At 62.2% G+C, this 23,870-nt stretch carries 25 protein-coding genes; 11 read left to right on the top strand and 14 right to left on the bottom strand.

The window, feature by feature from the left end:
- Positions 1-108: 108 nt before the first annotated feature.
- The 10 genes from AC04SG_RS21360 to AC04SG_RS21315 all read left to right on the top strand — a co-directional run bounded on the left by AC04SG_RS21360 (position 109) and on the right by AC04SG_RS21315 (position 11,418).
- On the top strand, positions 109-543 hold the full coding sequence (locus tag AC04SG_RS21360) for an EamA family transporter (protein ID WP_488552672.1): 435 nt from the start codon (positions 109-111) through the stop codon (positions 541-543).
- Positions 540-1,547 carry an NAD-dependent epimerase/dehydratase family protein gene (locus AC04SG_RS21355; RefSeq protein WP_488552671.1) on the top strand — a complete coding sequence of 336 codons (1,008 nt, stop codon included), beginning with the start codon at positions 540-542 and terminating at the stop codon, positions 1,545-1,547. Before AC04SG_RS21360 ends, AC04SG_RS21355 begins: the two co-directional genes overlap by 4 nt.
- A 68-nt stretch (positions 1,548-1,615) precedes the next feature.
- Positions 1,616-3,046 (top strand): aspartate aminotransferase family protein, encoded by a 1,431-nt coding sequence (locus AC04SG_RS21350; protein WP_488552712.1) that lies wholly within the window; start codon positions 1,616-1,618, stop codon positions 3,044-3,046.
- A gap of 15 nt (positions 3,047-3,061) precedes the next feature.
- Entirely contained in the window at positions 3,062-4,297 is a 1,236-nt protein-coding gene (locus tag AC04SG_RS21345) for a hypothetical protein (RefSeq protein WP_488552670.1), read from the top strand.
- The gene (locus tag AC04SG_RS21340) at positions 4,294-5,052 is read left to right on the top strand and encodes an FkbM family methyltransferase (protein ID WP_488552669.1); all 759 of its coding nucleotides are present in this window, start codon (positions 4,294-4,296) and stop codon (positions 5,050-5,052) included. Before AC04SG_RS21345 ends, AC04SG_RS21340 begins: the two co-directional genes overlap by 4 nt.
- A gap of 154 nt (positions 5,053-5,206) precedes the next feature.
- Complete coding sequence (locus AC04SG_RS21335) at positions 5,207-7,768, top strand: GcvT family protein (RefSeq protein WP_488552668.1); 2,562 nt, start codon at positions 5,207-5,209, stop codon at positions 7,766-7,768.
- 94 nt (positions 7,769-7,862) lie between these two features.
- On the top strand, positions 7,863-8,711 hold the full coding sequence (locus AC04SG_RS21330) for a DUF1194 domain-containing protein (RefSeq protein ID WP_488552667.1): 849 nt from the start codon (positions 7,863-7,865) through the stop codon (positions 8,709-8,711).
- A gap of 98 nt (positions 8,712-8,809) precedes the next feature.
- Complete coding sequence (locus tag AC04SG_RS21325; protein ID WP_488552666.1) at positions 8,810-9,760, top strand: ABC transporter substrate-binding protein; 951 nt, start codon at positions 8,810-8,812, stop codon at positions 9,758-9,760.
- A gap of 90 nt (positions 9,761-9,850) precedes the next feature.
- Positions 9,851-10,624, top strand: a complete 774-nt coding sequence (locus tag AC04SG_RS21320) for an ABC transporter permease (RefSeq protein WP_488552665.1) — start codon at positions 9,851-9,853, stop codon at positions 10,622-10,624.
- Complete coding sequence (locus AC04SG_RS21315) at positions 10,621-11,418, top strand: ABC transporter ATP-binding protein (RefSeq protein WP_488552664.1); 798 nt, start codon at positions 10,621-10,623, stop codon at positions 11,416-11,418. Before AC04SG_RS21320 ends, AC04SG_RS21315 begins: the two co-directional genes overlap by 4 nt.
- Positions 11,419-11,433: 15 nt before the next feature.
- Here the strand turns inward: AC04SG_RS21315 and AC04SG_RS21310 are convergent, their stop codons facing one another.
- The 3 genes from AC04SG_RS21310 to AC04SG_RS21300 all read right to left on the bottom strand — a co-directional run bounded on the left by AC04SG_RS21310 (position 11,434) and on the right by AC04SG_RS21300 (position 13,406).
- A complete protein-coding gene (locus AC04SG_RS21310) occupies positions 11,434-12,372 on the bottom strand; it encodes a GlxA family transcriptional regulator (RefSeq protein WP_352560327.1) in 939 nt (312 codons plus the stop codon).
- 350 nt (positions 12,373-12,722) lie between these two features.
- The gene (locus tag AC04SG_RS21305) at positions 12,723-12,857 is read right to left on the bottom strand and encodes a hypothetical protein (protein WP_112565447.1); all 135 of its coding nucleotides are present in this window, start codon (positions 12,855-12,857) and stop codon (positions 12,723-12,725) included.
- A gap of 363 nt (positions 12,858-13,220) precedes the next feature.
- Positions 13,221-13,406: a hypothetical protein gene (locus AC04SG_RS21300; protein ID WP_488552663.1), complete on the bottom strand. Its 186-nt coding sequence runs from the start codon at positions 13,404-13,406 to the stop codon at positions 13,221-13,223.
- Between the two features lie 203 nt (positions 13,407-13,609).
- On the opposite strand from AC04SG_RS21300, the gene AC04SG_RS21295 reads away from it, so the two are divergent.
- Positions 13,610-14,509 carry a LysR substrate-binding domain-containing protein gene (locus AC04SG_RS21295; protein WP_192257530.1) on the top strand — a complete coding sequence of 300 codons (900 nt, stop codon included), beginning with the start codon at positions 13,610-13,612 and terminating at the stop codon, positions 14,507-14,509.
- A 1-nt stretch (position 14,510) separates the two neighbouring features.
- On the opposite strand, the gene AC04SG_RS21290 is transcribed toward AC04SG_RS21295, so the two are convergent.
- The 11 genes from AC04SG_RS21290 to AC04SG_RS21240 all read right to left on the bottom strand — a co-directional run bounded on the left by AC04SG_RS21290 (position 14,511) and on the right by AC04SG_RS21240 (position 23,777).
- On the bottom strand, positions 14,511-15,476 hold the full coding sequence (locus AC04SG_RS21290; RefSeq protein WP_488552662.1) for an alpha/beta hydrolase: 966 nt from the start codon (positions 15,474-15,476) through the stop codon (positions 14,511-14,513).
- 251 nt (positions 15,477-15,727) lie between these two features.
- Complete coding sequence (locus tag AC04SG_RS21285) at positions 15,728-15,901, bottom strand: hypothetical protein (protein ID WP_185970170.1); 174 nt, start codon at positions 15,899-15,901, stop codon at positions 15,728-15,730.
- Between the two features lie 175 nt (positions 15,902-16,076).
- Positions 16,077-18,206: an ASKHA domain-containing protein gene (locus AC04SG_RS21280; protein WP_488552711.1), complete on the bottom strand. Its 2,130-nt coding sequence runs from the start codon at positions 18,204-18,206 to the stop codon at positions 16,077-16,079.
- On the bottom strand, positions 18,157-19,131 hold the full coding sequence (locus AC04SG_RS21275; protein WP_192257524.1) for a methyltetrahydrofolate cobalamin methyltransferase: 975 nt from the start codon (positions 19,129-19,131) through the stop codon (positions 18,157-18,159). Before AC04SG_RS21275 ends, AC04SG_RS21280 begins: the two co-directional genes overlap by 50 nt.
- Positions 19,132-19,208: 77 nt before the next feature.
- Positions 19,209-20,300: a methylenetetrahydrofolate reductase gene (locus AC04SG_RS21270; RefSeq protein WP_488552661.1), complete on the bottom strand. Its 1,092-nt coding sequence runs from the start codon at positions 20,298-20,300 to the stop codon at positions 19,209-19,211.
- Positions 20,297-20,908, bottom strand: a complete 612-nt coding sequence (locus AC04SG_RS21265; RefSeq protein WP_488552660.1) for a methylenetetrahydrofolate reductase C-terminal domain-containing protein — start codon at positions 20,906-20,908, stop codon at positions 20,297-20,299. Before AC04SG_RS21265 ends, AC04SG_RS21270 begins: the two co-directional genes overlap by 4 nt.
- A complete protein-coding gene (locus AC04SG_RS21260; protein ID WP_192257521.1) occupies positions 20,901-21,203 on the bottom strand; it encodes a virulence factor in 303 nt (100 codons plus the stop codon). The genes AC04SG_RS21265 and AC04SG_RS21260 overlap by 8 nt, the downstream gene beginning before the upstream one ends.
- 278 nt (positions 21,204-21,481) lie before the next feature.
- On the bottom strand, positions 21,482-21,997 hold the full coding sequence (locus AC04SG_RS21255) for a GNAT family N-acetyltransferase (protein ID WP_488552659.1): 516 nt from the start codon (positions 21,995-21,997) through the stop codon (positions 21,482-21,484).
- On the bottom strand, positions 21,985-22,251 hold the full coding sequence (locus tag AC04SG_RS21250) for a type II toxin-antitoxin system TacA family antitoxin (protein WP_488552658.1): 267 nt from the start codon (positions 22,249-22,251) through the stop codon (positions 21,985-21,987). The genes AC04SG_RS21255 and AC04SG_RS21250 overlap by 13 nt, the downstream gene beginning before the upstream one ends.
- Before the next feature lie 55 nt (positions 22,252-22,306).
- Positions 22,307-23,089 carry a formyl transferase gene (locus AC04SG_RS21245; protein WP_488552657.1) on the bottom strand — a complete coding sequence of 261 codons (783 nt, stop codon included), beginning with the start codon at positions 23,087-23,089 and terminating at the stop codon, positions 22,307-22,309.
- A 112-nt stretch (positions 23,090-23,201) separates the two neighbouring features.
- Entirely contained in the window at positions 23,202-23,777 is a 576-nt protein-coding gene (locus AC04SG_RS21240) for a DUF4893 domain-containing protein (protein ID WP_488552656.1), read from the bottom strand.
- Positions 23,778-23,870: the final 93 nt, after the last annotated feature.

The following is a 23,870-nucleotide window of genomic DNA, read 5'->3' as shown; positions in this document are numbered from 1 at the left end:
ATAGATCGTAAATTCCATGGTTTACTCAAAACACTCAAAACATTGTCGTGACTTCACGAAATGTTTGCAGGTTAGTGGTAGGACCGTCGCAAGCGGCCGGTGGAAAATATGAAATATATCGTCTTTATTCTGTTCACAGTCATGACCAATGCCGCCGCGCAGCTGATGCTGAAGCAAGGCATGATGTCGCTCGGCCCGATCTCGTTCGAAGGCACCAACCCGCTTCTGAAGCTGTTGCAGATCGTCTTCAGCCCATGGGTGTTCCTCGGCCTGTGCACCTTCGTCATCTCGATGGCCTCGCATCTCTATGTGCTGTCCAAGGTCGAGCTCAGCTTCGCCTATCCGTTCCTCAGCCTTGCCTATGTCGCGGTCGCCATCTTCGCCTATTTCATCTTCCGCGAGGACCTCAACGCCTGGCGCATTGCCGGCATCGCCTTCATCTGCGTCGGCACGGTGCTGATCGCGCAAAGCGGGCGCGGGCATGACGATCAGACGGCTTCCCTTGACCCCGACAAGATCCAGACAAACGAGATCGTTCGATGAGACATATAATTTTCGGCGGTGACGGCTTCGTCGGCCGTCATCTTGCCCCGAAGCTTGTGGCCGACGGTGAAGAGGTTGTCGTTGCCGACATCGTCAAGAGCGAACTGCCGCATTATCGTTCGGTTCGCTTCGTCACCTGCGATGTCACCGATCCGGCCTCGGTGGCCAAGGTCGGATTGAAGGCCGACGACATGGTCTACAATCTGTCGGCCAAGATGCTGTCGCCGATCCAGGTGCGGGCCAAGCGCCACGACTTCTTCTTCCCGGTGAATTTCCACGGCACCGAACACATCATGCAGGCCATGGGCAAGGCCGGCGCACCCAAGCTCGTCCACTACACCACCGACATGATCTACGGCCACACGGTGACCCAGCCGATGACCGAGGAGCATCCGGTCGCGCCGCTCGGCGAATATGGCTGGTCGAAGCAGAAGACAGAAGAGCTCGCCGCCGAATGGCGCAAGCGCGGCATGTCGATCTCGCTGTTCCGGCCGCGCCTGATCATCGGTCCCGGCCGTCTCGGCATATTGGAAAAACTGTTCAAGCTGATCGACTGGAACCTTCCGGTGCCGATGATCGGTTCAGGCAAGAACCCCTATCAGTTCATTTCTGTTTTCGATTGTGCGGAAGCTGCGCGCGCGGCCTGGAAGGCCGGCGTACCGAATGAGGCCTATAATCTGGGCTCGCTCAATCCGCCGCCGGTTCGGAAATTGCTCAGTGACCTGATCAAGCATGCCGGGTCGAAATCACTGCTGATCCCGACGCCGGGCTGGGCGGTCAAGCGCACGCTCGACCTGCTCGATCTCATGAACATGCCGATCATGGATCCCGAACAATATCTGATCGCCGATGAGGAGTGCGTTCTCGATGTGTCCAAGGCCGAGCGCCAGCTCGGCTGGGTGCCGCAATATCGCGACGAGGACATGCTGATCGCCGCCTACAGCGAATACCGCGCTAAGAAGGACGGCCTTGCCGTCAACGCCAATCATGTCCCTGCCGAATAAGATGGGACGACCAGGAGAACTCCGAGATGACCGTCATGGCCAAGCCTGAGCAGACAAACGCGCGCACCATGGTCAGTGCGCCGGCGCTGTCGCCCACCACTATTGCCAAGCCCGATCTGATCAGCGTCGAGCAGGCGAAGTCGATGGATGTCGCGCGCATGACCGACCTGTTCAAGGCGCATCTCAACCCGGGCCAGCTGCATTTCATGAAGCTGCTCGGCTTCCACAAGATCAAGATCGAACGCGCCGAAGGCATGTTCTATATCGACCAGAACGGCCGCAAGATTCTCGACTTCTTCGGCGGCTTCGGTTCGCTCGCCTTCGGCCACAACCATCCGCGCATCCTGGAGGCCCGCCGCAAGTTCCAGGAGGAAAAGCGCCAGGAAATCGCCATCGCCTTCATGTCGCAATATGCGGCAGCGCTGGCGCACAACATCGCCAAATGCTCGCCCGGCGATCTCGACATGGTGTTTCTGGGTTCGTCCGGCTCGGAGGCTATGGAAGCAGCGGTGAAGCTCGCCGAGCGTGCCGCCGGTCCGAAGCGTCCGAAAATCGTCTACGCCGAGAATTCCTTCCACGGCAAGACCAAGGGTGTGCTGGGCATCACCGACGGCCAACTCTACCGCGCCGATTTCAAGATGGCGGACAACACGGTGCGCATCCCGTTCGCCGACATCGAAGCGGTCGAGAGACTGTTCCGCTCCGATCCGGAGGTCGGCGTCATCGTGCTCGAAACCATCCAGGGCGGCGGCGGCATCATCCAGGCGGAGGCGCAATACTGGCAGAAGTTGCGCGCTCTCTGCGACCAGTATGGCGTGCTGTGGGTGGCCGACGAAGTGCAGTGCGGCTATGGCCGTTCCGGCCGCTTCTATGCTTTCGAGCATTACGGCGTCGTGCCTGATGTGACCGCGCTGGCCAAGTCGCTCGGCGCCGGCAAGGCGGCGGTCGGCGCTATGATCGCGCGGCGCGAGGTCTATATGAAGGCCTATGGCACGCCGAAGACGGCGATGATCCATGCCATGGCCACCTTCGGCGGCATGGGCGAGGCCTGCATCACGGCGATCGAGGGCATCAACGTGCTCTATGACGAGGGGCTGATCGACAACGCCGCCTCAACCGGCGATTACTTGCTGCAGCGTCTGCAGGCGTTGAAGGAAAAATATCCAAAGATCATCAAGGATGTGCGCGGCAAGGGCTTCATGGTCGGGCTCGAGTTCCACGACTTTTCGCAGACCTTGCCGATGGTGCTGCGGCCGATCGTCAGCGTGCTCGACGACAAGCTGAAGGGTTCGCTGTCGGGTTTCGTCGGCGCGCTTTTGTTGCGCGACTATGACGTGCTCGTCGCCTTCACCGAATACAACCGCAACGTCATCCGTCTCGAGCCGCCGCTGATCTGCCAGCGCGAGCATGTCGATCGTTTCGTCGATGCCTTCGACAGCCTGTTGTCGCGAGGCATCGTGTCGATCGTGAAGGATTTCGTCAAAAGCCAAGTCCGTTAAGTCCCGAGCCTGACAATGCTGAGCAAGCCTCCCGCCGCGCAAAGCACACTCGACCGGCTGACCGCTGCCGCTCTCGCGTGGGGCGAGGGGACTTATGCGCGATGGGCGGCGCCGATCGGCGCGATCGCGTTTTCGCTCTGCATCCTGCTCACGGCTTTTACCGCCTGGACGATGCCCGACGCCAATTGGGACATGCTGCCCTATCTCGCGATTGCAGAAGAGGGCTCCTATCCCGACGCGCAGGCGCTGCATGATTATGCCTACAGCACGGTCCAGGCCGGTGTGCCGGCCGTCGACTACAAGGTGCTGACCGATGATGGTGGCGGCTTCCGCAGCCATATGGCTGAAAATGCCGCGGACTTCCACTCGCTGCTCGGCATGTACCGGATCAAGTTTCTCTACGCCGAAATTCTGTCGACGATGAGCGCGGTGATGTCGCCGGTCGAGGCGATGCGGGTGCTGCAGGTGGTCTCGGTGCTGCTGTTCGGGATGATCACACTGCTGTGGCTGCGAACCGAAGGCGCGCTGGCGCTGGCGCCCGTGGTCGGCGCCGTGCTGATCATGGCCGATTTCGGTGACGCGGCGCGCGCCTCGACGCCGGATCTGTTGTGCTCGGCGCTGTTCCTCGGCGGCCTGCTCGCCTATGTGCGCGGCCGCCAAGCAGCGACTGCAATCCTGCTCTTCCTCGCCTTCATGGCGCGGCCGGACAATATTGTTTTCCTTGCCATTTTCGCCGTGTTGCTGCTGGTTTTCCGGCAGCGGGCATGGGGGGCGCTGGCCGGCTTTGCCGCTTCCTTCGTCGCCTATTTCGCCATCTCGCACTGGGCGCAACATCCCGGTTGGTGGCCGCATCTGTGGTTCTCCAGCATCGAGCAGCACTACAATATGGATGGTTTCGAGCCGCCGTTTTCGGTTGGCGCGTATCTCAAGGCGTTCGCCGCGTCCTTCCTTCGCGCCATTGAGCTCAACAGCTGGGTCGGCGTCTCAGTGCTCGCGCTGGCCGGGTGGTTTGCGCTCAGCCGCGCCGGCTTTAGGCTCGATCGCCGCGCCGGCATTCTGCTGGCAGCACTTGTGCTCGGCGTGCTGGCCAAATTCACCGTCTTCCCGATCCACGATACCCGCATCTATTTCCCCAACCTTTTGCCGCCGTTCCTGCTGCTGGTGGGGCCGGTCATGGCACTGTGGACGTCGGCAAGCCCAGGTGGAAGGCGGCCCATCGCCTTGCAGCTCATACCAGGAGATAAGCCTTGAGTTCTGTATCCGGCCTGGTTCGCATTGCCCTTTCCCTCGGCCTTCCCGCCGGCCTGCTCGATCGCGGACCGTCGCTGCGCGGCACGAAATTCCTGGCCAAGGCGGCGCTGAAGGCGCGCTTTAGCGGCGGCGGGCAACCGTTCCAGATGGTCAATGTCGGTGCCTGCGACGGCGCGTTGTTCGACGACGTCACCCCATGGCTGCATCGTATTCCGCGGGCGCGGGCCGTGCTGGTCGAGCCGATCCCGTACAATCAGAAACGGCTGCGCGCCAACTACCCCGACACGGAACGCTTCATCATCGAGCCGGTGGCCGTGACAAAAGCCAAGGGCACGATCACGGTCCACACGTTCGATGCCGCAGCGCTCGAGGCCGGCACGCTGCCGATCGAGTTCATCGGCTGCTCGTCGGTAACCGACACCAATCTGATGTCGGGCAAGAATGCCTGGGGCGAGGCCGATGCCAATTTCAACAAATTTGCGCCCCACCTGAGGGATATCGAGGTGCCGTCTGAAACGCTGCAGACGCTGCTCGACCGCAACGGCGTCACGCATATCGACGCCTTCCTCGTCGATTGTGAGGGCGCCGACTGGATCGTCTTCGAACAGCTCGACCTCAAGCGTTACCGTCCCGGCATGATCAAGGTCGAGGTCGGCGCGCTGCCGGCCCCGGAAATCGGCCAGGTCGTGGTCAAGCTGAAGACCGCGGGCTACCAGGTCGGTTTCCAGGCCGAGGACATCTGGGCCTTCGCCTGAGATAGATCGCCACTGACGACACGCCGGCGCGCTGGTCGCGCCGCATCTGCGACGTGTCGCAAACAGGCGGTAGCTCCATCCGCGTCGTCTGCATATTGTGCGCCATTCGAACGGGCGCGGACGCGCCCGCTTTATCCCCTTGGAGTCGCGGGCAATGGCAGAGTTTCCGAAACAGGCGAAGGTCGTCATCGTCGGCCTGGGTGGTATTGTCGGCGCATCGATCGCCCATCACCTGATCGAACGCGGCTGGACCGACATTGTCGGCATCGACAAGTCAGGCATTCCGACCGATATCGGCTCGACGGCGCACGCCTCCGACTTCTGCTACACGACGAGCCATGATTTCCTGTCCTGCTGGACGACGCTCTATTCCATCGATTTCTACGAGAAGATGGGCCACTACGCGCGCATCGGCGGCCTCGAAGTCGCCCGCGTCGGCGACGACAGCCGCATGGACGAGATCAAGCGCAAGATCGCCTCGGCCAAATCCTTCGGCACCCGCGCGCGGTTGATCGAGCCGGCCGAGATCAAGGAAAAATTCCCGCTGATCGAAGAGTCCATGGTGCAGGGCGGCCTGTGGGATCCGGATGCCGGCCTCGTCATTCCGCGCTCGCAGACGGTCGCCGGCAAGCTGGTCGACCAGGCGGAAGCGTCGGGAAAACTCAAATCCTTCGCCAACACGCCGGCCAAATCCCTCATCGTCGAGGAGGGCCGCATCAAGGGCGTCGTCACCGACCGTGGCACCATCATGGCCGACTATGTCGTGGTCTGCGCCGGTATCTGGGGCCGGCTGATCGCAGAGATGGTCGGCGAAGACCTGCCGGTGATGCCGATCGACCATCCGCTGACGTTCTTCGGCCCCTACAATGAGTTTGCCGGCACCGGCAAGGAGATCGGCTGGCCGCTGCTGCGCGACCAGGGCAATTCGGCCTATATGCGCGACACCGGCGATCCCAAGACTGCCGAGGGCGGCCAGATCGAATGGGGCTATTACGAAGAGACCAACCCTCGCCTCTGCCATCCGCGCGACCTCCTGGAAAAGGACCAGGCACGGCTGTCGCCATCGCAGCGCGACCTCGACATGGAGCAGATCCTGGCGCCGCTGGAACGCGCCATGGAGCTGACGCCGATCCTGGGCGAGCTCGGCTACAATGAAAGCCATTCCTTCAACGGCCTTTTGCAGGTGACCGCCGATGGTGGCCCGTCGATGGGCGAGAGCCAGAAGGTGAGGGGCCTGTGGTATGCCGTCGCCATCTGGGTCAAGGACGGGCCTGGCATGGGCAAGCTGATCGCCGACTGGATGACCGACGGCCGCACCGAGATCGACCATCATGCCATCGACTATGCGCGTTTCTACCCGCACCAGACCAAGGAGCAGTTCATCTGGGATCGCTGCACCGAAACGGCGATGAAGGTCTACAATCCGGCGGTGCATCCGCGCGAGCCGTTCTCCAAGGGCCGCAACATCCGCCGCTCGCCGTTCTGGGAGCGCGAGAAGGAACTCGGCGGCTACTTCATGGAGCTGGGCGGTTGGGAGCGCGCGCATGGTTACGCCGCCAACGAGCACCTGCTGGAGAAGTATGGCAACCGGGTTCCCGTGCGCGAGAACGAGTGGGACAACCGCCATTTCTGGCGGGTCTCCAATGCCGAGCACCTGGCGATGAGCGAGGATTGCGGCATCGTCAACCTGTCGCATTTCTCCATGTATGACATCGAGGGTCCCGATCATGTCGCGCTGCTGGAATGGCTGTGCGCGGCCAAGATCGGCGGCGACAACAACATCGGCAAGGGCATCTACACCCACTTCCTCGACGAGGAAGGCATGGTGCGCGCCGACTTTACCGTCATCCGCATGGCCGACCGCTGCCGTCTGATCGATGGCGCCGACGCCGGCCCGCGCGACTTCCGCTACATGCAGCGCACCGCGCAGGACAAAGGTTTTGATGTCACCATCACCGACGTGACGGAGAAGTTTGTCACCATCGGCATCTGGGGTCCGAACGCCCGCACGACGCTGCAGAAGGTGGTCGAAAATCCGGACGGCCTGTCGCTCGAGAATTTCCCGTTCGCGGCGATCAAGCCGGTCAGGATCGGCGGCAAGGACGTCACCGCCTTTCGCATCTCCTATGTCGGCGAGCAGGGTTGGGAATTGCATATGCGCTACGAGGACGGTCTCGCCGTCTGGGACGCGCTGCGCTCGACCGGCGTGATGCCGTTCGGCGTCGAGACCTACGCCAACACACGGCGTATGGAAAAGAGCCTGCGCCTGCAGAACGCCGACCTTCTGACCGAGTACAATCTGCTCGAAGCCGATCTCGCGCGTCCAAAGGTCAAGGAGAACGATTTTTGCGGCAAGGCGAAGCACGTGGAGTACCGTGCCCGTGAGCACCAGCCGGCGATCCTGTGCACGCTGGTGATGACCGAGAACGTCGATTCGAAAGGCGTCGCCCGCTATCCCGTCGGCACCATGCCGGTGATGGATCCGAAGACCGGCGAGACGCTGGTCGATGAACTCGGCCGCCGCTCCTTCACCACCTCCGTGGCCTATGGCCCGACCATCGGCAAGAACATCGCGCTCGCCTATCTGCCCCGGGCCTATGCCCAGGAAGGCCGTAAGCTCAGTGTCGAGTATTTTGGCGAGACCTATCCCGTCGAGGTTGCTGGTGTCGGCTACAAGCCGCTCTACGATCCGGAGAATTTGAAGCCGAGAAGTTGAGCCGACGCCGCAATCGCGGAAGTATGAATGCAAAGCCCGGCTCATAGCCGGGCTTTTCCCTTTGTCAGCCGCCGATTCTCGCTTACCTTGCGGCATGTCTGCTTTTTCGCGCGCAGGACATTTCCTCTCAGGCAGCGCCGCACTGGCGCTGATGCTTTGGCTGACACCACCGATCCATGCCGCCGAGCCGGTCGATGTCGAGCTGGTGCTGGCCGTCGATGTGTCGCTGTCGATGTCGCCGGCCGAACTCGAAATCCAACGTCACGGCTATGCGGCTGCGCTGACGCACGACAATGTGCTGCAGGCCATTGCCGACGGCGCCTATGGCAAGGTCGCCGTCACTTATGTCGAATGGGCGGGAGCGACCACGCAACAGGTCGTCGTGCCGTGGACGGTGATCGCCAGCCGGGCCGACGCCGAGCGGGTGGCGGCGCAGCTTTCCGCCCATCCGCCGGCCAGCGCCCGGCGCACCTCGATTTCCGGCGCGCTCGAATTCGGCAGCGACCTTTTTGCCGAAAGCGGCTTCCAGGGGACAAAGCGCGTCATCGATATTTCCGGTGATGGCCCCAACAACCAGGGTGAACCCGTCGACATCGCCCGAGACGCGGTGGTCAAGCAAGGCATCATCATTAACGGCCTGCCGCTGATGACGCGCGGCGGCGGGTTTGGCGGCGCCTATGACGTCAACAATCTCGACCGCTATTACAGCGACTGCGTCATCGGCGGGCCCGGATCCTTCATGATCCCGGTCAATGACTGGACGCAGTTTCCCGAAGCCATTCGCCGCAAGCTGGTGCTGGAGCTTGCCGGCCCCGCTTCGCCGCAATGGGCTCGGGAGGAAGCCACTCATCCGCCGGTGGTGCTGGCGCAGGACCGGCCGACTGACTGCCAGCTCGGCGAAAAAATGTGGCGCGACCGCAGCTGGATGTTCGACGCGCGTTAGACCTTTGGCCCATGCCGCAATGCAGCATCAGTTTCATTGACAAGCCCATGGGCGTCTGTGACACAATTCCCCATCCGAAAAAAACAAGGGGAACTGACATGAACAGGACCATCGTCTTTGCCGCGGCATTGGCGCTTGCAGCGGGATTGTCCGCTCCGGCCAAGGCCGCCACGTCGGTGACCATCGGCATCAGCGGCTGGACCGGGTTTGCGCCGCTGACGCTTGCCAAGCAGGCCGGCATATTCGAGAAGCATGGCCTCGACGTGACCTTGAAGAAGGTGCCGCAGGCAAGCCGGCCGCTTGCCATTGCCAGCGGCGACCTGCAATGCGCCGCCACCACGGTCGAGACCTGGCTGGTCTGGAACGCCAGCGGCGTCACCACCAAACAGATCTTCCAGCTCGACAAATCCTATGGCGCCGACGGCATTGTCGTGCGCAACGACATCAAGACCGTCGCTGACCTCAAGGGCAAGAATGTCGCTTCTTCGGCGCCGGGCACGTCCCCCTATTTCATGCTGGCCTGGGTGCTGAACAAGAACGGCATGTCGACCAAGGATGTCACCGTGGTCAACCTGGAGCCGGATGCGGCCGCACAAGCCTTCCTCGCCGGCCAGAACGATGCGGCGGTCACCTACGAGCCGTTTATCTCGGCGGTGCGCGACAAGGCTGACCAGGGCCATATTTTGGCGACCACGCTCGACTATCCGATGGTGCTCGACACGGTCGGCTGCACGCCCGAATTCCTCACCGCCAATCCCGACGCCGCCAAGGCGCTCGCCGACAGCTATTTCGAGGCACTCGACCTGATCAAGAGCGATCCGCAGAAATCCTACGAGACCATGGGCGCCGACGTAAAACAGTCGGCCAAGGAGTTCGAGGATTCGGCGAAATATCTGAAGTGGGCCGACAAGGCGGAGAACAAGCAGTTCTTTACCAAGGAATTCCAGGACTTTTCCAAGACCGCCGGAGAACTGCTCCTGCAGATGGGGCTGATCAAGGAAGCGCCAGATGTCGCCACGCTGGCCGACACCAGCGCCGTATCGAACTGACGGGCTCGCCTTTGACCATCGGGCGGCGGCGCTTGGCGCCGCCTCCTCCTCCCGGACAAGTGGTGATTTGAAGATGCGGACGATCTGACGATGCGCCCCTTGCATGCGGTGTCGCCGGGCATTCGAACCGTGCTCGGCATTTCCTTCTTCGTGCTGTTCGTCGCCTTCTGGGCGTGGATCACGCTTGGCGGCCACGTCAACCGCATCTTCCTCGCCGATCCGCTGTCGATGCTCCGGGACGGCTGGCGGCTGCTGGTCGAGGACCGTTTCTGGCTCGACATCTTGATCACCATCTGGCGGGTCTTCGGTGGGTTCCTGCTGGCGTCGATCGTCGCCGTGCCGATCGGCATCGCCATGGGCGCCTGGAAGCCGGTGGAGGCGTTTCTGGAACCGTTCGTCTCCTTCGCACGCTACCTCCCGGCCTCGGCCTTCATTCCGCTCCTCATCTTGTGGGCCGGGATCGGCGAGTTGGAAAAGCTGCTGGTCATCTTCGTCGGTTCGGTGTTCCAGATCATCCTGATCGTCGCGGTCAAGGTCGGCTCGACTCGGCGCGACCTGGTCGAGGCGGCCTATACGCTGGGCTCGAGCAGCAATGGCATCGTCAAGCGCGTGATCATGCCGGCCAATGCGCCGGAGATCGCCGAGACCTTACGGCTGGTGCTGGGCTGGGCCTGGACTTATGTCATCGTCGCCGAGCTGATCGGTTCGTCCTCAGGCATCGGCTACATGATCATCAACAGCCAGTCGCGGCTGGCGACGGGCCAGATCATCTTCGGCATCATCGTCATCGGGCTGATCGGGCTGTTGTCCGACTTCGCCTTCAAGGCGTTCAACCGCTGGCTCTTCCCCTGGAGCCTGGCATGAGCAAGCTTTTGATCGAAGGCGTCTCGCGCACATTCGCCGGCGTGCGCGGCGGGCAGCCGGTCAAGGCGCTGATGCCGGTCGATCTGACGGTCGCTGCCAACGACTTCATCACCATTCTCGGGCCGTCGGGCTGCGGAAAGTCGACGCTGCTCAGGATTGTCGCCGGCCTTGAGGCGCCGAGCGAAGGCCGCGTGTTGCTCGACGGCAAGGCGGTGACGCGGCCGGGGCCGGATCGCGGCATGGTCTTCCAGTCCTACACGCTGTTTCCGTGGCTGACGGTGGCGCAGAATATCGCCTTCGGCCTGCGCGAACGCGGCATGGCCGAAAAGGATCGGGACGGGATCGTTGCCTCCTATGTCGATCTTGTCGGGCTCAAGGGCTTCGAGAACCATTGGCCAAAGCAGCTTTCCGGCGGCATGCAGCAGCGTACGGCAATCGCCCGAGCGCTGGCCAACGATCCCGAGATCCTGTTGCTCGACGAGCCGTTCGGCGCGCTCGACAACCAGACCCGCGGGCTGATGCAGGAGCTTTTGCTCGGCATATGGGAACGGCGCAAGAAGACGGTGCTATTTGTCACTCACGACATCGAGGAGGCGATCTTCATGGCCTCGCGGGTGATCGTGATGAGCGCGCGGCCGGGGCGCATCAAGTCGGATGTCGCCATCGACCTGCCGCATCCACGCCACTACACGCTGAAGACCAGCCCGGAGTTCTCGGCGCTGAAGGCGCGGCTGACCGAAGATATCCGCGTCGAGGCGATGCGGACGGCACAGGCGCAGCCGGCCGAGGCTTGATCTGAAGCGTTCGGTTCAGGCGGCCAGCAATTGCTTGCGGTCGACGCGCTCCTGCTGCGGCGAGCGGGCGTAGAGCTCGCGGTAGCATTTGGAGAAGTGCGAGGCCGAGACGAAGCCGCAGGCGACAGCCACCTCGACCACCGGCATCGACGACTGGATCAAGAGGTGCCTGGCGCGGTCGAGGCGGATTTCGAGATAGTAGCGGGCAGGGGACCTGCCCATCTCGGTACGGAACAGGCGCTCGATCTGGCGGCGCGACAGGTCGACATGGTCGGCGATCTCGATCAGCGACAGCGGCTCGGAGAGGTTGCCCTCCATCAATTCGATGATGGTCAGCACCTTGGAGTTCTGCACGCCGAGGCGGGCGCGCAGCGGCAGGCGCTGGCGGTCGGTCGGGCTGCGCACGCGGTCGGTCAGCACCTGTTCGCAGACGCGGTTGACCAGATTGTCGTCGAAGTCGTCGCCGATCAGCTTCAGCATCATGTCCAGTGCTGCTGTGCCGCCGGCGCAGGTGTAGATGTTCTGGTCGATTTCGAAGAGGTCGGCAAAGACGTTGGCCTTCGGGAAGGCCTCGGAAAAGCCCGGCAGGTTTTCCCAATGGATGGCGCAGCGCTTGTTGGAGAGCAGGCCGGCGGCGGCAAGGATATGCGCGCCGGTGCAAAGGCCGCCGACGGCGACGCCTCTGTTATACTCCTCGCGCAGCCAGGCGAAGGCCGACCTGTTCTGGTAGCGCTCGACATTCACGCCGCTGCAGACAATGGCCATGTTCGGCCGGTCCGGTCCGGCCATCTTCTTGCGCTCTTCCTCGAGCGAGGTGTTGACCGCGCATTCGACGCCATTGGAGGCGCGCACCGGCTTGCCGTCGATGCTGGCGAGGCGCCAGCGATAGGCCTCATAGCCAAGCATGCGGTTGGCCGAGCGCAGCGGGTCGAGCGCCGTCGCAAAGGCAATCATGGTGAAGTCGGGGACGAGGAAGAATACAAACGATCGCTTGATCGGATGCTTTACGGCGTTCAAGGGAACCTCACGCAGCCATGGCGCGAACAGGATGTCGCGAACAGCATAGCGTCATCAGGAAAAACCATTCCTGTCAATCGGCTAGGCGGCCAAGCGGCAACTAAATTTGCGACATGGGTCGCAAATGGGCAATCCTTGGGGACTGACAGGCACGGGGTGCCGCCGGATCGAGCATCGCTCTCCGGCAACATCGGCTTCAGAACGAAAAACGCCGCCTCGGTCAAACCGAAGCGGCGTTGTTATCGACTGTCGACAGCGGCAGGGAGCGCTGCGCGGTAGTCGTGATCTCAGGCGACGAAGCCAAGGCGCACCGCGTTCATGGCGCCGGTCTGGCCGGGCATGGTGTTGGCAAGGCGCTGGCGCTCGAGAGCGGTGGTCAGGTTCATTTCGCGGCGGGGGAAAAGGCGGGCAAAAAGCTTCATCATCATCTCCTATCGGTTGCTCAGACGGGTCGCCTTCGCTTGATGGAGTGGGGCAGCTCGTTTGCTGGCGCCGATATAGGCTTGTGTGGGCAGAAACTAAATCGCAAATGCGAAGCGCTTGATATGAAAAGCGACATCAATTGCGACATTTTTGGGCAGATTGCCTTGGATTTGTGATTACTTACAAGGCGTTAATGCAGAAATTGGGCCGGTATGCAGCTTGCTCATATGCGCCATGCAAGGGCGACATGGCTCTGAAATTCATTTGAGTGCAAATAAGTTAGAGAAGGTCTGGGCTAAAACAGAGAAGGCCTGCCGGGCTGGTTCTGCGCGGCAGACCTTCAGCACATGGTACACAATGGTTTACTTTGCTCCAGCCCAGGATCCGACGCCGTGGCGTCCACCGGTCTTGGTGTCGGCAGCTTCAGGCCAGCCGATATCCTTCTGCAGTTCGATCGGCAGCGAGCGGATCGCACGTTCGGTCTGGAAGCGGGCACGGGCCGCGCTGAACTCGGTCGCAAGCCGACCGATGGATGACAGGATAGACATTTCATTCTCCTTTGGTTGTGGCACGTCCCGCATGAACGCGTTCTGTGACCGGGATATTCCGCATCGAATGCAATTTCGTGTCAGGAGCTTTTCGATCCGGGGCACGTCCTGCCTTCGATGGAGTTGACTATCCTCCCAATCTGATGTTCAATCAAACGAAATGGAATGATGCTTCACATCAGAAAAATTGAAGGTCTATCCCGATGAACGCCCCACTCAATCACCCGCTGCCGCTGCTCGATCTCGACGTTTTGCGCACCTTTGTGGCCATTGCCGAGACCGGTAGCTTCACCACCGCGGCCAATGCGGTGTTCCGCACGCCGTCGGCGGTCTCCATGCAGATCAAGAAGCTCGAGGACATTCTCGGCCGCTCGGTCTTTGCGCGCGATGCGCGCTCGGTGACGCTGACCACCGATGGCGAGATGCTGCTCGGCTATGCCCGCCGGCTGTTGTCAATCAACCGCGAGGTGGTGTCGAAATTCATCATCCCCGAGATCGTCGGCGTGGTGCGGCTCGGATCGCCGGACGATTATGGTGAGCGCGTGCTGCCGCATGTGCTGAAGCGTTTCGCGCAATCGCATCCGTCGATCGCCGTCGACGTCACCATCGACCAGAGCAGCAATCTGCGCCGGCGCATGGACGATCGGGCGCTCGACCTCACGCTGTTGACCAATTCCTACAAGACCAGCGCGCTTGGCGCCGAGGTGCTGCTGACAGAGCCGATTGTCTGGGCCGGCGCCAAGGGCGGCAGCGCGCATCTGCGCGAGCCATTGCCGGTATCGCTGTGGGAAGAGGGCTGCGCCTGGCGGGCCGGCGCGCTCGATGCGCTCAGCCGTGAGGGCCGCAACTACCGCGTCGCCTATATGAGCGCGCACACGGCCGGCCAGCGCGCCGCCATCATGTCGGATCTCGCGGTTGCGCCGCTGCCGAAGTCATTCCTCGGCAACGACATGGTCGAGCTCTGCCCGAAGGACGGCATGCCCGATATCGGCACCTACAATCTGGCGATGGTGGTGTCGCCGGACGCCAGCGCGCCGGTCAAGGCCGTCGCCGACCATATCCGCGCGACCTTCGAACTGTTCCGCGAAACCGGCAAGTTCTGAGTTATTCCGCTGCCTCGGCAGGGCGCGCCGCGAAGGCGGTTCGCGCTCTGCGACGCGCAGTTGCGCGCCGCTTGGCGGGCTCACCTTCAAGGAAGGTGACGATGCTGTTTCTGGCGCGACGCGCCTCCGGCATCTCGATCAGCGGCCAGACGTGGAACATCCCTTCCTCGTAGACGACGTCGATATCGACGCCGGCAGCGCGCGCTTTTTTGGCGAAGATCAGATTGTCGGGGCTGAGCAGGTCGTGCGAGCCGGTCAGAAGCAGGGTCTGCGGCAGCACCGAGAGGTCGCCGTAGAGCGGGCTGATATGCCAGTCGCTGCGATCGATGCCGGCGCTGTACATGCGGATCGCTTCCAGCCCGCCTGATATACCGAGCCACGGATCGTTGCGTTCCGCCTCGAACACTTCCGGGTTGGACAGCGACATGTCGAGGCCGGGTGAAATCAGCACGTGGCGCGACGGCAAGGACAGGCCTTCTTCGGCCGCCATCATGGTCAGCACCACGGCCATGTTGCCGCCGGCGGAATCGCCCATGAAAACGATATTTTCGGCGTCCGTCTCGTCCAGCATCTGCCGGTAGACGTCGCCGACCATGCCGAACATGGCGTGGAAATCGTGTTCGGGCGCGATGGGGTAGATCGGCACCGTGATGCCGAAACCCAGCCGCTCGGCCATCTCGGCGATCAGCCCCCAATGATAGGAGGTGATCTGGAAGACATAGGCGCCACCATGCATGTAGAGGATGCGCCGGCGCTCGCCGGCTTTCGGCGCGATCTCGTAGACGGGGAAACCATCGACGCTACGCTCGGTGATGTGGAGGCGCTCGCGCAGCAATGCCGGAGGATGGTGGTCCTCGGTCTTGCGCGCATAGGCGATCCAGCGCTGCAGGTTTTCGGGGCTGGCAAATGCCTTCTTCCGGCTGTGCCGGAGGATGAAGGAAACGACGTGGCTTTTGAAACTGGGCATTCGAATACACAAGCTCGGCAGCAGCCGACTAAGAGAATTTCCCCACTATTTCGAAGATCGCGCCTCCAGCCGAAATGTCAAGAATTTGGACCAACGCAACACGGTTGTTTGATCGACCGAGTTTGCGGTTTTCCGCCAACGGCCTCAGCGCCGGGGCAGCAGCGCGGCGCGCAGCTTGATGTCAGGCGCAGCCGGGACCACGCGGCGGCCCCGGCGTTTTGCCAGCAATTTGCATTTGTCGGCGAAGGTCATTAGCGGCCCGAGCCCAGGATCAGGCGCGTCAGGTTGGCCTGGGCGTCGATGCGCGGGGACACGGGCCAGCCAATGTCCTTCTGTACTTCAGGCGGCAGGCTGTTCATGGCCCGCACGGACTGGGCATGCTTGATGGCCGCACGAAAACGGCCGAGGCTGTCGAACATCGACATCTTCATTCTCCTTTTGAAGCGTTGTGACGGCGCAATAGTCCGGCCCGCAATTCGGTGTCCGTTAAATGCTTCACGTCTGTATCGGGTGGATTGCGCGAAAACAGCGCTTCGGTTTCCAGATCGGAGCGATCTGGAAACATTTGCATACAAACGAAATTGAAGACTGGTGGCCGGCTTACTCGCGGCTGCGCCTGGCCGCGTGGCCTTCGCGCGAACGCCGGCGTGGGGCGGCGTCGCCGGCGACGCCATCCTCGCTCACGGTCTTGCGTGGCGGCAATTTCACCGCCGCCGATAGTTTCGGGAACGGATCGACCTTGTTGGGCAGCGCCATGGCGTAGACGAAATGCTCCTGGAATTTCGGCTCCAGCGCGGTCTCGATCTTCTCGATATGGCTGACCGTGTCCTCGATTTCGCGGCGATAGCCGCGGTTGAGCAGCGCCATGCGCGCGCCGGCGCCGGCTGCGTTGCCGACGGCCGAGACCTTGTCGAGGTCGCAATCCGGGATCAGGCCAAGCACCATGGCGTATTTCGGGTCGATGAAGGAGCCGAAGGCGCCGGCGAAATGGATGCGGTCGACGTGCTCGGTGTTCTGCTTTTCCATCAACAGCTTGGTGCCGGCATAAAGGGCCGCCTTGGCGAGCTGGATGGCGCGCACGTCGGTCTGGGTGATGGTGATCTTGGGTTCGCCTTCCTTCAAGACATAGGAGAAGGTGCGGCCATTGGCGGTGACACGCGGCGAACGCTCGGCCAGCGATCCGTCGACGACGCCATCCTCGGAGATGATGCCGGCGAGGTACATTTCGGCCACGATCTCGATAATGCCGGAGCCGCAAATGCCGGTGACGCCGGTGGCTTGGACGCTGTCGAGGAAGCCTGGCTCGTCGGACCAAAGTTCCGAACCGATGACACGGTATTTCGGCTCCAGCGTTTCGGGATCGATGCGGACGCGCTCGATCGCGCCGGGCGCGGCGCGCTGGCCGCCGGAGATTTCAGCGCCCTCAAAGGCCGGACCGGTGGGGGAGGAGGCCGCGACAACGCGCGAGCGGTTGCCGAGCACGATCTCGGCATTGGTGCCGACATCGACGATCAGCATCATTTCATCCTGGCGGTGCGGACCTTCCGACAAAGTCACGGCGGCAGCATCCGCGCCGACATGGCCGGCGATGCAAGGCAACATGTAGAGACGCGCGCCCTGGTTGAGCTTCAGGCCGATATCGGAGGCTTTGATGCGCACCGCGCCCGAGACGGCGAGCGCGAAGGGCGCGCCGCCGAGCTCGGTCGGATCGATGCCGAGGAACAGGTGGTGCATGATCGGATTGCCGACGAAGACGCTGTCCAGGATGTCATTGCGCTGGACATTGCCTTCGGCGCAGACCTTGTCGACCAGGCCGGAGATCGCCTCGCGCACGGCGACCGTCATGCCTTCGCGGCCGTCCGGGTTCATCATCACATAGGAGACGCGGCTCATCAGATCCTCGCCGAAGCGGATCTGCGGATTGGACGTACCGGACGACGCGGCGACGCGGCCCGACAGCAACGACACCAGATGCATTGCGATGGTGGTCGAGCCGATGTCGCAGGCCAGCCCATAGGCTTCGTTCTTGAGGCCGGGCCACAGTGCTATGACGCGGGCAATGTCGCTTTCGGCATCCTTGTGGATGGCGGCAGTCGCCGTCCAGTTGCCCTTGCGCAAAATGCCTTGCACCTGCGGCATCAGGTAGAAATCGAATTCGAGGTTTTTGAAGCCCCAATCCTTCATCAGGGCGATCTTCAGGCGGTCGAGATCGCCGAGCGGCTTGTGCATGTCGGGTTCTTCGATCTCGACATAACACATGCGGATTGCCGCATCGCGGGCGATGACGCGGGTGTCGGCATCCTTGCGGATGGTCTGCGCGTTGATGACCGTGTCCTGCGGCACGTCGATGACGAGGTCGCCGAGGATCTGCGCCGAGCAGGAGAGGCGGCGGCGCTCGGGCAGGCCGCGCACGCGCTCGTAGCGCTCTTCCTTGGCGCCCTTCTGCGAAATATGGTCGTTGGAGGAGACGATCTTGTGCTTGGCGAAATTGCCTTCCTGCACCTCGATCTGGCAGCGACCGCAAGTGGCGCGGCCGCCACAGACGCTTTCGACATAGACGCCGAGCTGGCGCGCGGCGTCGAGCACCGATGTGCCAACGGGAAACCGCCCGCGCTTGCCTGACGGCATGAACAGCACGAGCGGATCGGTAATGTTTGCAGGCGAGTTCACGATTGCGCGCTTATCCTCGAGCCATCCGGGCTTCGCGGCCGCCACGGCGGCGGCCACCATTGGCAGCGCCATCGCCCGGCGCGTTGACCTGCGTCGGCGCGGCAACCGCCTGGCCGCCTTCGGCCGGCTTGTAGTCCTTGTAGGTCCTGATCCAGTTGGTGCAGTTCTCGTCAGTGCCGTTCAGCACATTGGCGCCGCGCACGGCTTCCATTTCCTGCGGCCGCACCGGGTTCATGATGGCGCTCGTCATGCCGGCGCCGATCACCATCGGGATGAAGGCGGCGTTGATGCCGTGGCGGTGCGGCAGGCCGAACGAGATGTTGGACAGGCCGCAAGTGGTGTTGACCTTGAGCTCTTCGCGCAGCCGACGCAGCAGCGCAAACACCTGGCGGCCGGCATCGCCCAGCGCGCCGATCGGCATGACCAGCGGATCGACGACGACGTCATGCGCCGGAATGCCGAAATCGGCGCAGCGCTGCACGATCTTCTTGGCGACGGCGAAGCGGACGTCCGGATCCATCGAAATGCCGGTCTCGTCATTGGAGATGGCCACGACCGGTACATTGTACTTCTTGACCAGCGGCAGGATGGCTTCGAGCTTTTCTTCCTCGCCGGTGACGGAGTTGACCAGCGGCCGGCCCTTGGCGACCTTTAATGCGGCTTCGATTGCGGCGCTGACGGAGGAATCGATCGACAGCGGCAGATCGACCAGACCCTGGACGATCTCCAGCGTCTGCACCAGCAGCGCCGGCTCGGTGGCGTTGGGGTCGACAGCGGTGACGCCGGCATTGACGTCAAGCATGGTGGCGCCGCAGGCGGCCTGTTCCAGCGCATCCTTGATGACGGTCTCGAAATTGCCGGCGATCATCTCGGCGGCCAGCTTCTTGCGGCCGGTCGGGTTGATGCGTTCGCCGATGACGCAGAAGGGCTGGTCGAAGCCGATGATGATCTCGCGTGTCGCCGAGGCGACGATGGTCCGGGTCATGAAGTCTCTCCGCCTGATATAAAGTGCTTCTTTATATCGTCTCTGGTTTCGTTCCAGGGTCTGGTGCTTGGCCGCGCTTAGTGCGCGGTCTTTACCATGTCCACCTGCGTTTCGGTAATCTCGTCATGCAATATGTGGTCGAGCCGGTCGGCGACCATCTGGTCGTCGCGGCGGATCTCGCGTTTCCACGGCTGGCGGCCCTTCAGCACGCCCGATTCATCGACGATCTCGGCGACATATTCCTCCTGGCGATAGGCCATCACATGGACGCCGGCGACGCCGGCGATTTCCTTCACCTCGTTGATGATGTCGATGCAGAGCTGCTTGCCTTCCTTCTTCTGGTCCTGGGCTCCTTCCAGCCGCTTGATGATGGCGTCCGGGATATGGATGCCGGGCACGTTGGAGCGGATCCATTTGGCCGTCTTGGCCGAGGCCAGCGGGCCGACGCCGCACAGGATGAACACCTTTTCGGTGTGGCCGAGATCGCGCGCCTTCTGCATGAAGGTTTTGAACATCGGCACGTCGAAACAGTATTGCGTCTGCACGAACTGCGCGCCGGCGGCGATCTTCTTGCCAAGATGGATCGGTCGGAAATCGAAAGGCGGCGCGAACGGATTGACGGCGGCGCCGAGGAAAATCTGCGGCGGTGTCGTCAGCTTGCGGCCGGACAGGAACTTGCCGTTGTCGCGCATGATGCGGCAGGTTTCGAGCAGCGACATGGAATCCAGATCGAACACCGGCTTGGCGCCGGGCTGGTCGCCGGCCTGTACACCGTCGCCGGTGAGGCAGAGCATGTTGGCGACGCCCATCGCCGCACCACCCAGCACATCGCCCTGGATGGCGATGCGGTTCTTGTCGCGGCAGGCGATCTGCATGATCGGGGCATAGCCCATGCGGGTCAAAAGCGCGCAGATGCCGACCGAGGACATATGGCAGTTGGCGCCGGAGGCATCGACCGCATTGATGGCGTCGACCCATCCGTCGAAGATCTTGGCCCGGTTGTAGACGTCTTCCGGATCGGCGCTGTCGGGCGGGTTGAGCTCGGTGGTGACAGCGAATTCGCCGCGCCGCAGCACCCGCTCCAGCCGGCCGCGTGAGGAGTGGCCGGGCAGGGGATCGAGCGGCAGATGGATGCCGGCCGGGTTCTCGTCGCGCTGGCGGCCGATCATGCGGCGGCTCCGGTTTTGGCATTGGCCGCGGCTTCGCGGGCTGCCGCCGACTGCGCAGTCACCCGCAGCCAGGCTGAGGTTTCCCGCAGCGACTGGTCGACGGGCTTTTGCACGTCGAGGATCTTGTCGCCATGCACCATGTTCTTGGAGCCTTCCCAGGCCTTGACCCAGACGCAAGGCATGTCGGGCTCGACCTCGCAATTGCCATTGGCGCGCACGCCGCCGCAGGGGCCGTTGCGCAACTGCTTCGGGCAGTTCATCGGGCACGACATGCCGGTCGAGGACAACACGCACTGGCCGCACATGCGGCAGTCGAACATGAAGCCTTTGACGCGTTTTTCGACAAACTTGATCGGGGCCTCGACCCGCCCGTAGCCAAGGCCTTTCCACAAAGGATGGAGAAGCAGGAACATGTCGGCGAACCGAGAATAGAACCATTCGAGCAGGCGCGAATGCCGGACCGACCACAGCCTGACTGCAAACGAGCGCTGCACGCGCCGCTGCGGCGACACATCGGCCGGCTTGTAGTCGGATTTCGGCGCTGCCTTCTTGACCAGGGTGGCCTGGGTAACCGCCGGGCCTTCTTTGGCAGGAGTGGTTTCAGACATTTTCTTTCCCGCCCGCCTTGACCAGAGCGACCAGCCGCTCGCGGTCGTATTTTGCGTCGATGTCGCTGAAAGCCTTCTCGACCTCGGCCTCGAGATCGTCGCCGACCGGAACCGGATCGGCCTTGCGCCACTCGGCGAGATAATCGTCGGTGCCGCCGGCGCCGGTGCGCATGGCGCACATGTCGATCGCCTCGGTGAAACGCAGCGGCAGTTCGCGCTTGGCGTTCTGCCGGCCCTTCTTGACGATCACCTGGGCGGGTATGTCGCGCCAGTAGACGACGATCAGATCGGCCATGAATTCTCACTCCCTGCCGAGCGCAGTGCGTCCGCTTGGACGCACGAAGGACGCTCGACCACTCTAGTCAGCAGGTGCGAGCATTGCCGGATGCGCAGTGGGGCTGCTTGTTATGGGACGACGCGCGCGCATTCAAAAGCGACGCTATTCGACGTCGCAAAAAGAAAGGCGAGAATCTTTGACTTTGTTGCGGGCTGAGATGGCCTGAGGCGACGGTAAGAGGGTGCCTACAAACCGTCTGGTAGGGTGAAACATCGCCGCTTTTTCCAACAGCGTCATCATTCGTCTTCGAAGCCATTTTGTTTCAAATCCGCGACCCGAACAATCATGCTGCGTTTTGGGTCGAATGGGAGATCTTCAAAGTCGAAGGTGCGATAGAACCCTCTTACGGCATCATCGAGCGGATGTGTCAGGACACCGAAGCAGCCTATTTCCCTTGAAAATCGCACCGCGGTCCTCAGGGCGAAGAGAAGAAGCGAGCGTCCGCAGCCATGACCTTGATAGCGCCGATCCACGGCAAGCTGGCCGAGCAAAATGATTGGAATGGGATCGGGGCGGTTGCGTTGTGCTGATTTTGGCAGATGGGCTCGCTCGATTTGACCCGTGCTCAAGGTGACATAGGCGGCGATAACTCCGGTCGTGCGATCACAGATGACGCTGGTACGCGAGGTCCCATCCTGTTGATTGCGCCAGGCATGACGGCGAAGCCAGTTGTCGAGCGACTCGCGACCACAATCGAAGGCGTCTCTGTCGTCATCGGCCGCAAGAGGCCGAGGAGGCGTCAGTCCTGCCATACAGGTCGTGAGGTAGCGAGCTTCCGTAGCCCGGTAAGAGTTTTCGGGGGAGACTTTGCCCACGCCTCGAACTTTTCCCATTCGGCTGCCGGGATCGTCACGATACGTCCGTCCAGCACTTCCATTTCGGCGGCTTCGACCGCCTTGCGCCGGATGAAGTCACTGAGATTGGTGTTTGCCTGACTGGCAGCGGCTTCAAGAATGTCACGTTCGTCAGAGGTGACGCGGACGCTGAGGGGGGCCATGTTCGACATCGGTAAACTCGCTTTCTGTATGACAATAGCATACAAAGCGTCAGATTGACAGCGCCTACCACACGCCTCGGCGCACACCGGTCCAGAGATAGAACCAGATCGTCGGGTGGTACCATTGTTTGGACGGCAGATCCGGCTTGATGGTCGCCAGTTTGCTATCCAGCGCATCGCGGACCGCCTCGACACAGATGTTGCGTGAGAATGCCGCCTGGCGCAGCGCATAGCTTGAGATGGTGTCGCCGGGCTCAGGTTTGCCGCGCGCCTGTTTCAGCACGCCACCGGTGTCGACGCCGGCATCGACCAGATGCACCGTGGTTCCGAAATTCTGGGGATCGCCGGAAGCCAGCGCCCAGTAGCCGCCATTCATGCCGCGGTATTTCGGGGCGATGCCAGCGTGATAGTTGAGCACCGGGCAAGGCATTTGCGCCAGCGTCTGCCGGGACAAGAGCCGGCAGCCGGCAAGCAACACCACACCCGGCCGGATGTCGGCGATCGCCTGCAGGCAATCGGGCGCGTTGGCAGAGGAGACGTGGATGATCTTCTGGTTCGGCCTTGGTTCGGTCTCAAGTTTCTGCCCGGCAATCAGCTGCGCCGCATGGCCGGCAAAGAAGCGTTTGCCCAGCCTGGTCAGCACCATCGTGCCGAGCTGGCCGATGGCAGAAAACCAGCCCTGGCGGCGGGCGCGGCCGAGCAGCAATTGCTTTTTGGATTCAGGGTTTTCCAGGATGACGCTGACAGGGCCTAGACGGTCGGCGATGGCGTTGACGATGGCCCAGATGTGCGGGCCGCCTTCCGTGACGACAACGATCGCAGCACTGTTCTTGTCAGCTGAAGCCATGGCGCGCCTTCTTGCCGGCGCGCAACCGTCTTCCCGTGCGCTGCCTGGCTCAATTCTGTGCCAAGCGGGGTTAAATCTTGATGACCGCCCGGCCGGTGAGAGGCCAGCGGGATCAGCGCTTCAATTCCATGATGTCGAGATGCGATTCGTAATAAGGCGCCGGGAATTCGATGCGCCATGCATTGGCGCTGTTGCGGAAGGCGTAGCCGACCTGGTCGCTTTCCGGACCGCTGCCATAGCGCTTTGGTTTGTTGTCATTGACATAACCGGAACCGAGATAGATGGCGCGCTTTTCGCCATCATCGAAGAAACGGCCCGTGGTGCGCTGCGAGCCGCTGATCTTTTCCAGCCGCCAGCCGGAGCCATCGTCGCTCACCTTGCATTTGAACCAGCCATAGATGACCAGCGGGCCGATGCCGCCGACCTTGATGGTGCGGCATTGCCAGTTGCCGGTCAGATCCTTGTCGGAAAAGGCGACCAGGGGCTTTGCCAGCAAGGCGTTGAGCTCACTAACCTCGGCCGGGTCGCCGGCCTTCGCCTCTTCAAGGGCAGCTTTCCGGGTCTCGCCATATTTGTCGAGCCGCGCCTTGTCGGCTGGCGTGATCAACTTCTGCACCTCGCCGTCGGCATAAGCGGGCAGGGCGAAACAGAGGAGGCTAAGGGCGGCGATCAACAGGCGAGGGGTCATCGGGGGCTTTCCATGTTTCAAATGGCTGAATCAGCCTGTTTGCTTGGCGCACAACTTATCTGTTCGCAGCGGCCTGTCATCCGTGCTTGAAAG

The sequence above is a fragment of the Mesorhizobium sp. CNPSo 4684 genome (genome assembly GCF_057784315.1).
Note: the sequence above shows the minus strand (reverse complement) of the source record. Positions and strands in the feature narration are given on the sequence as shown.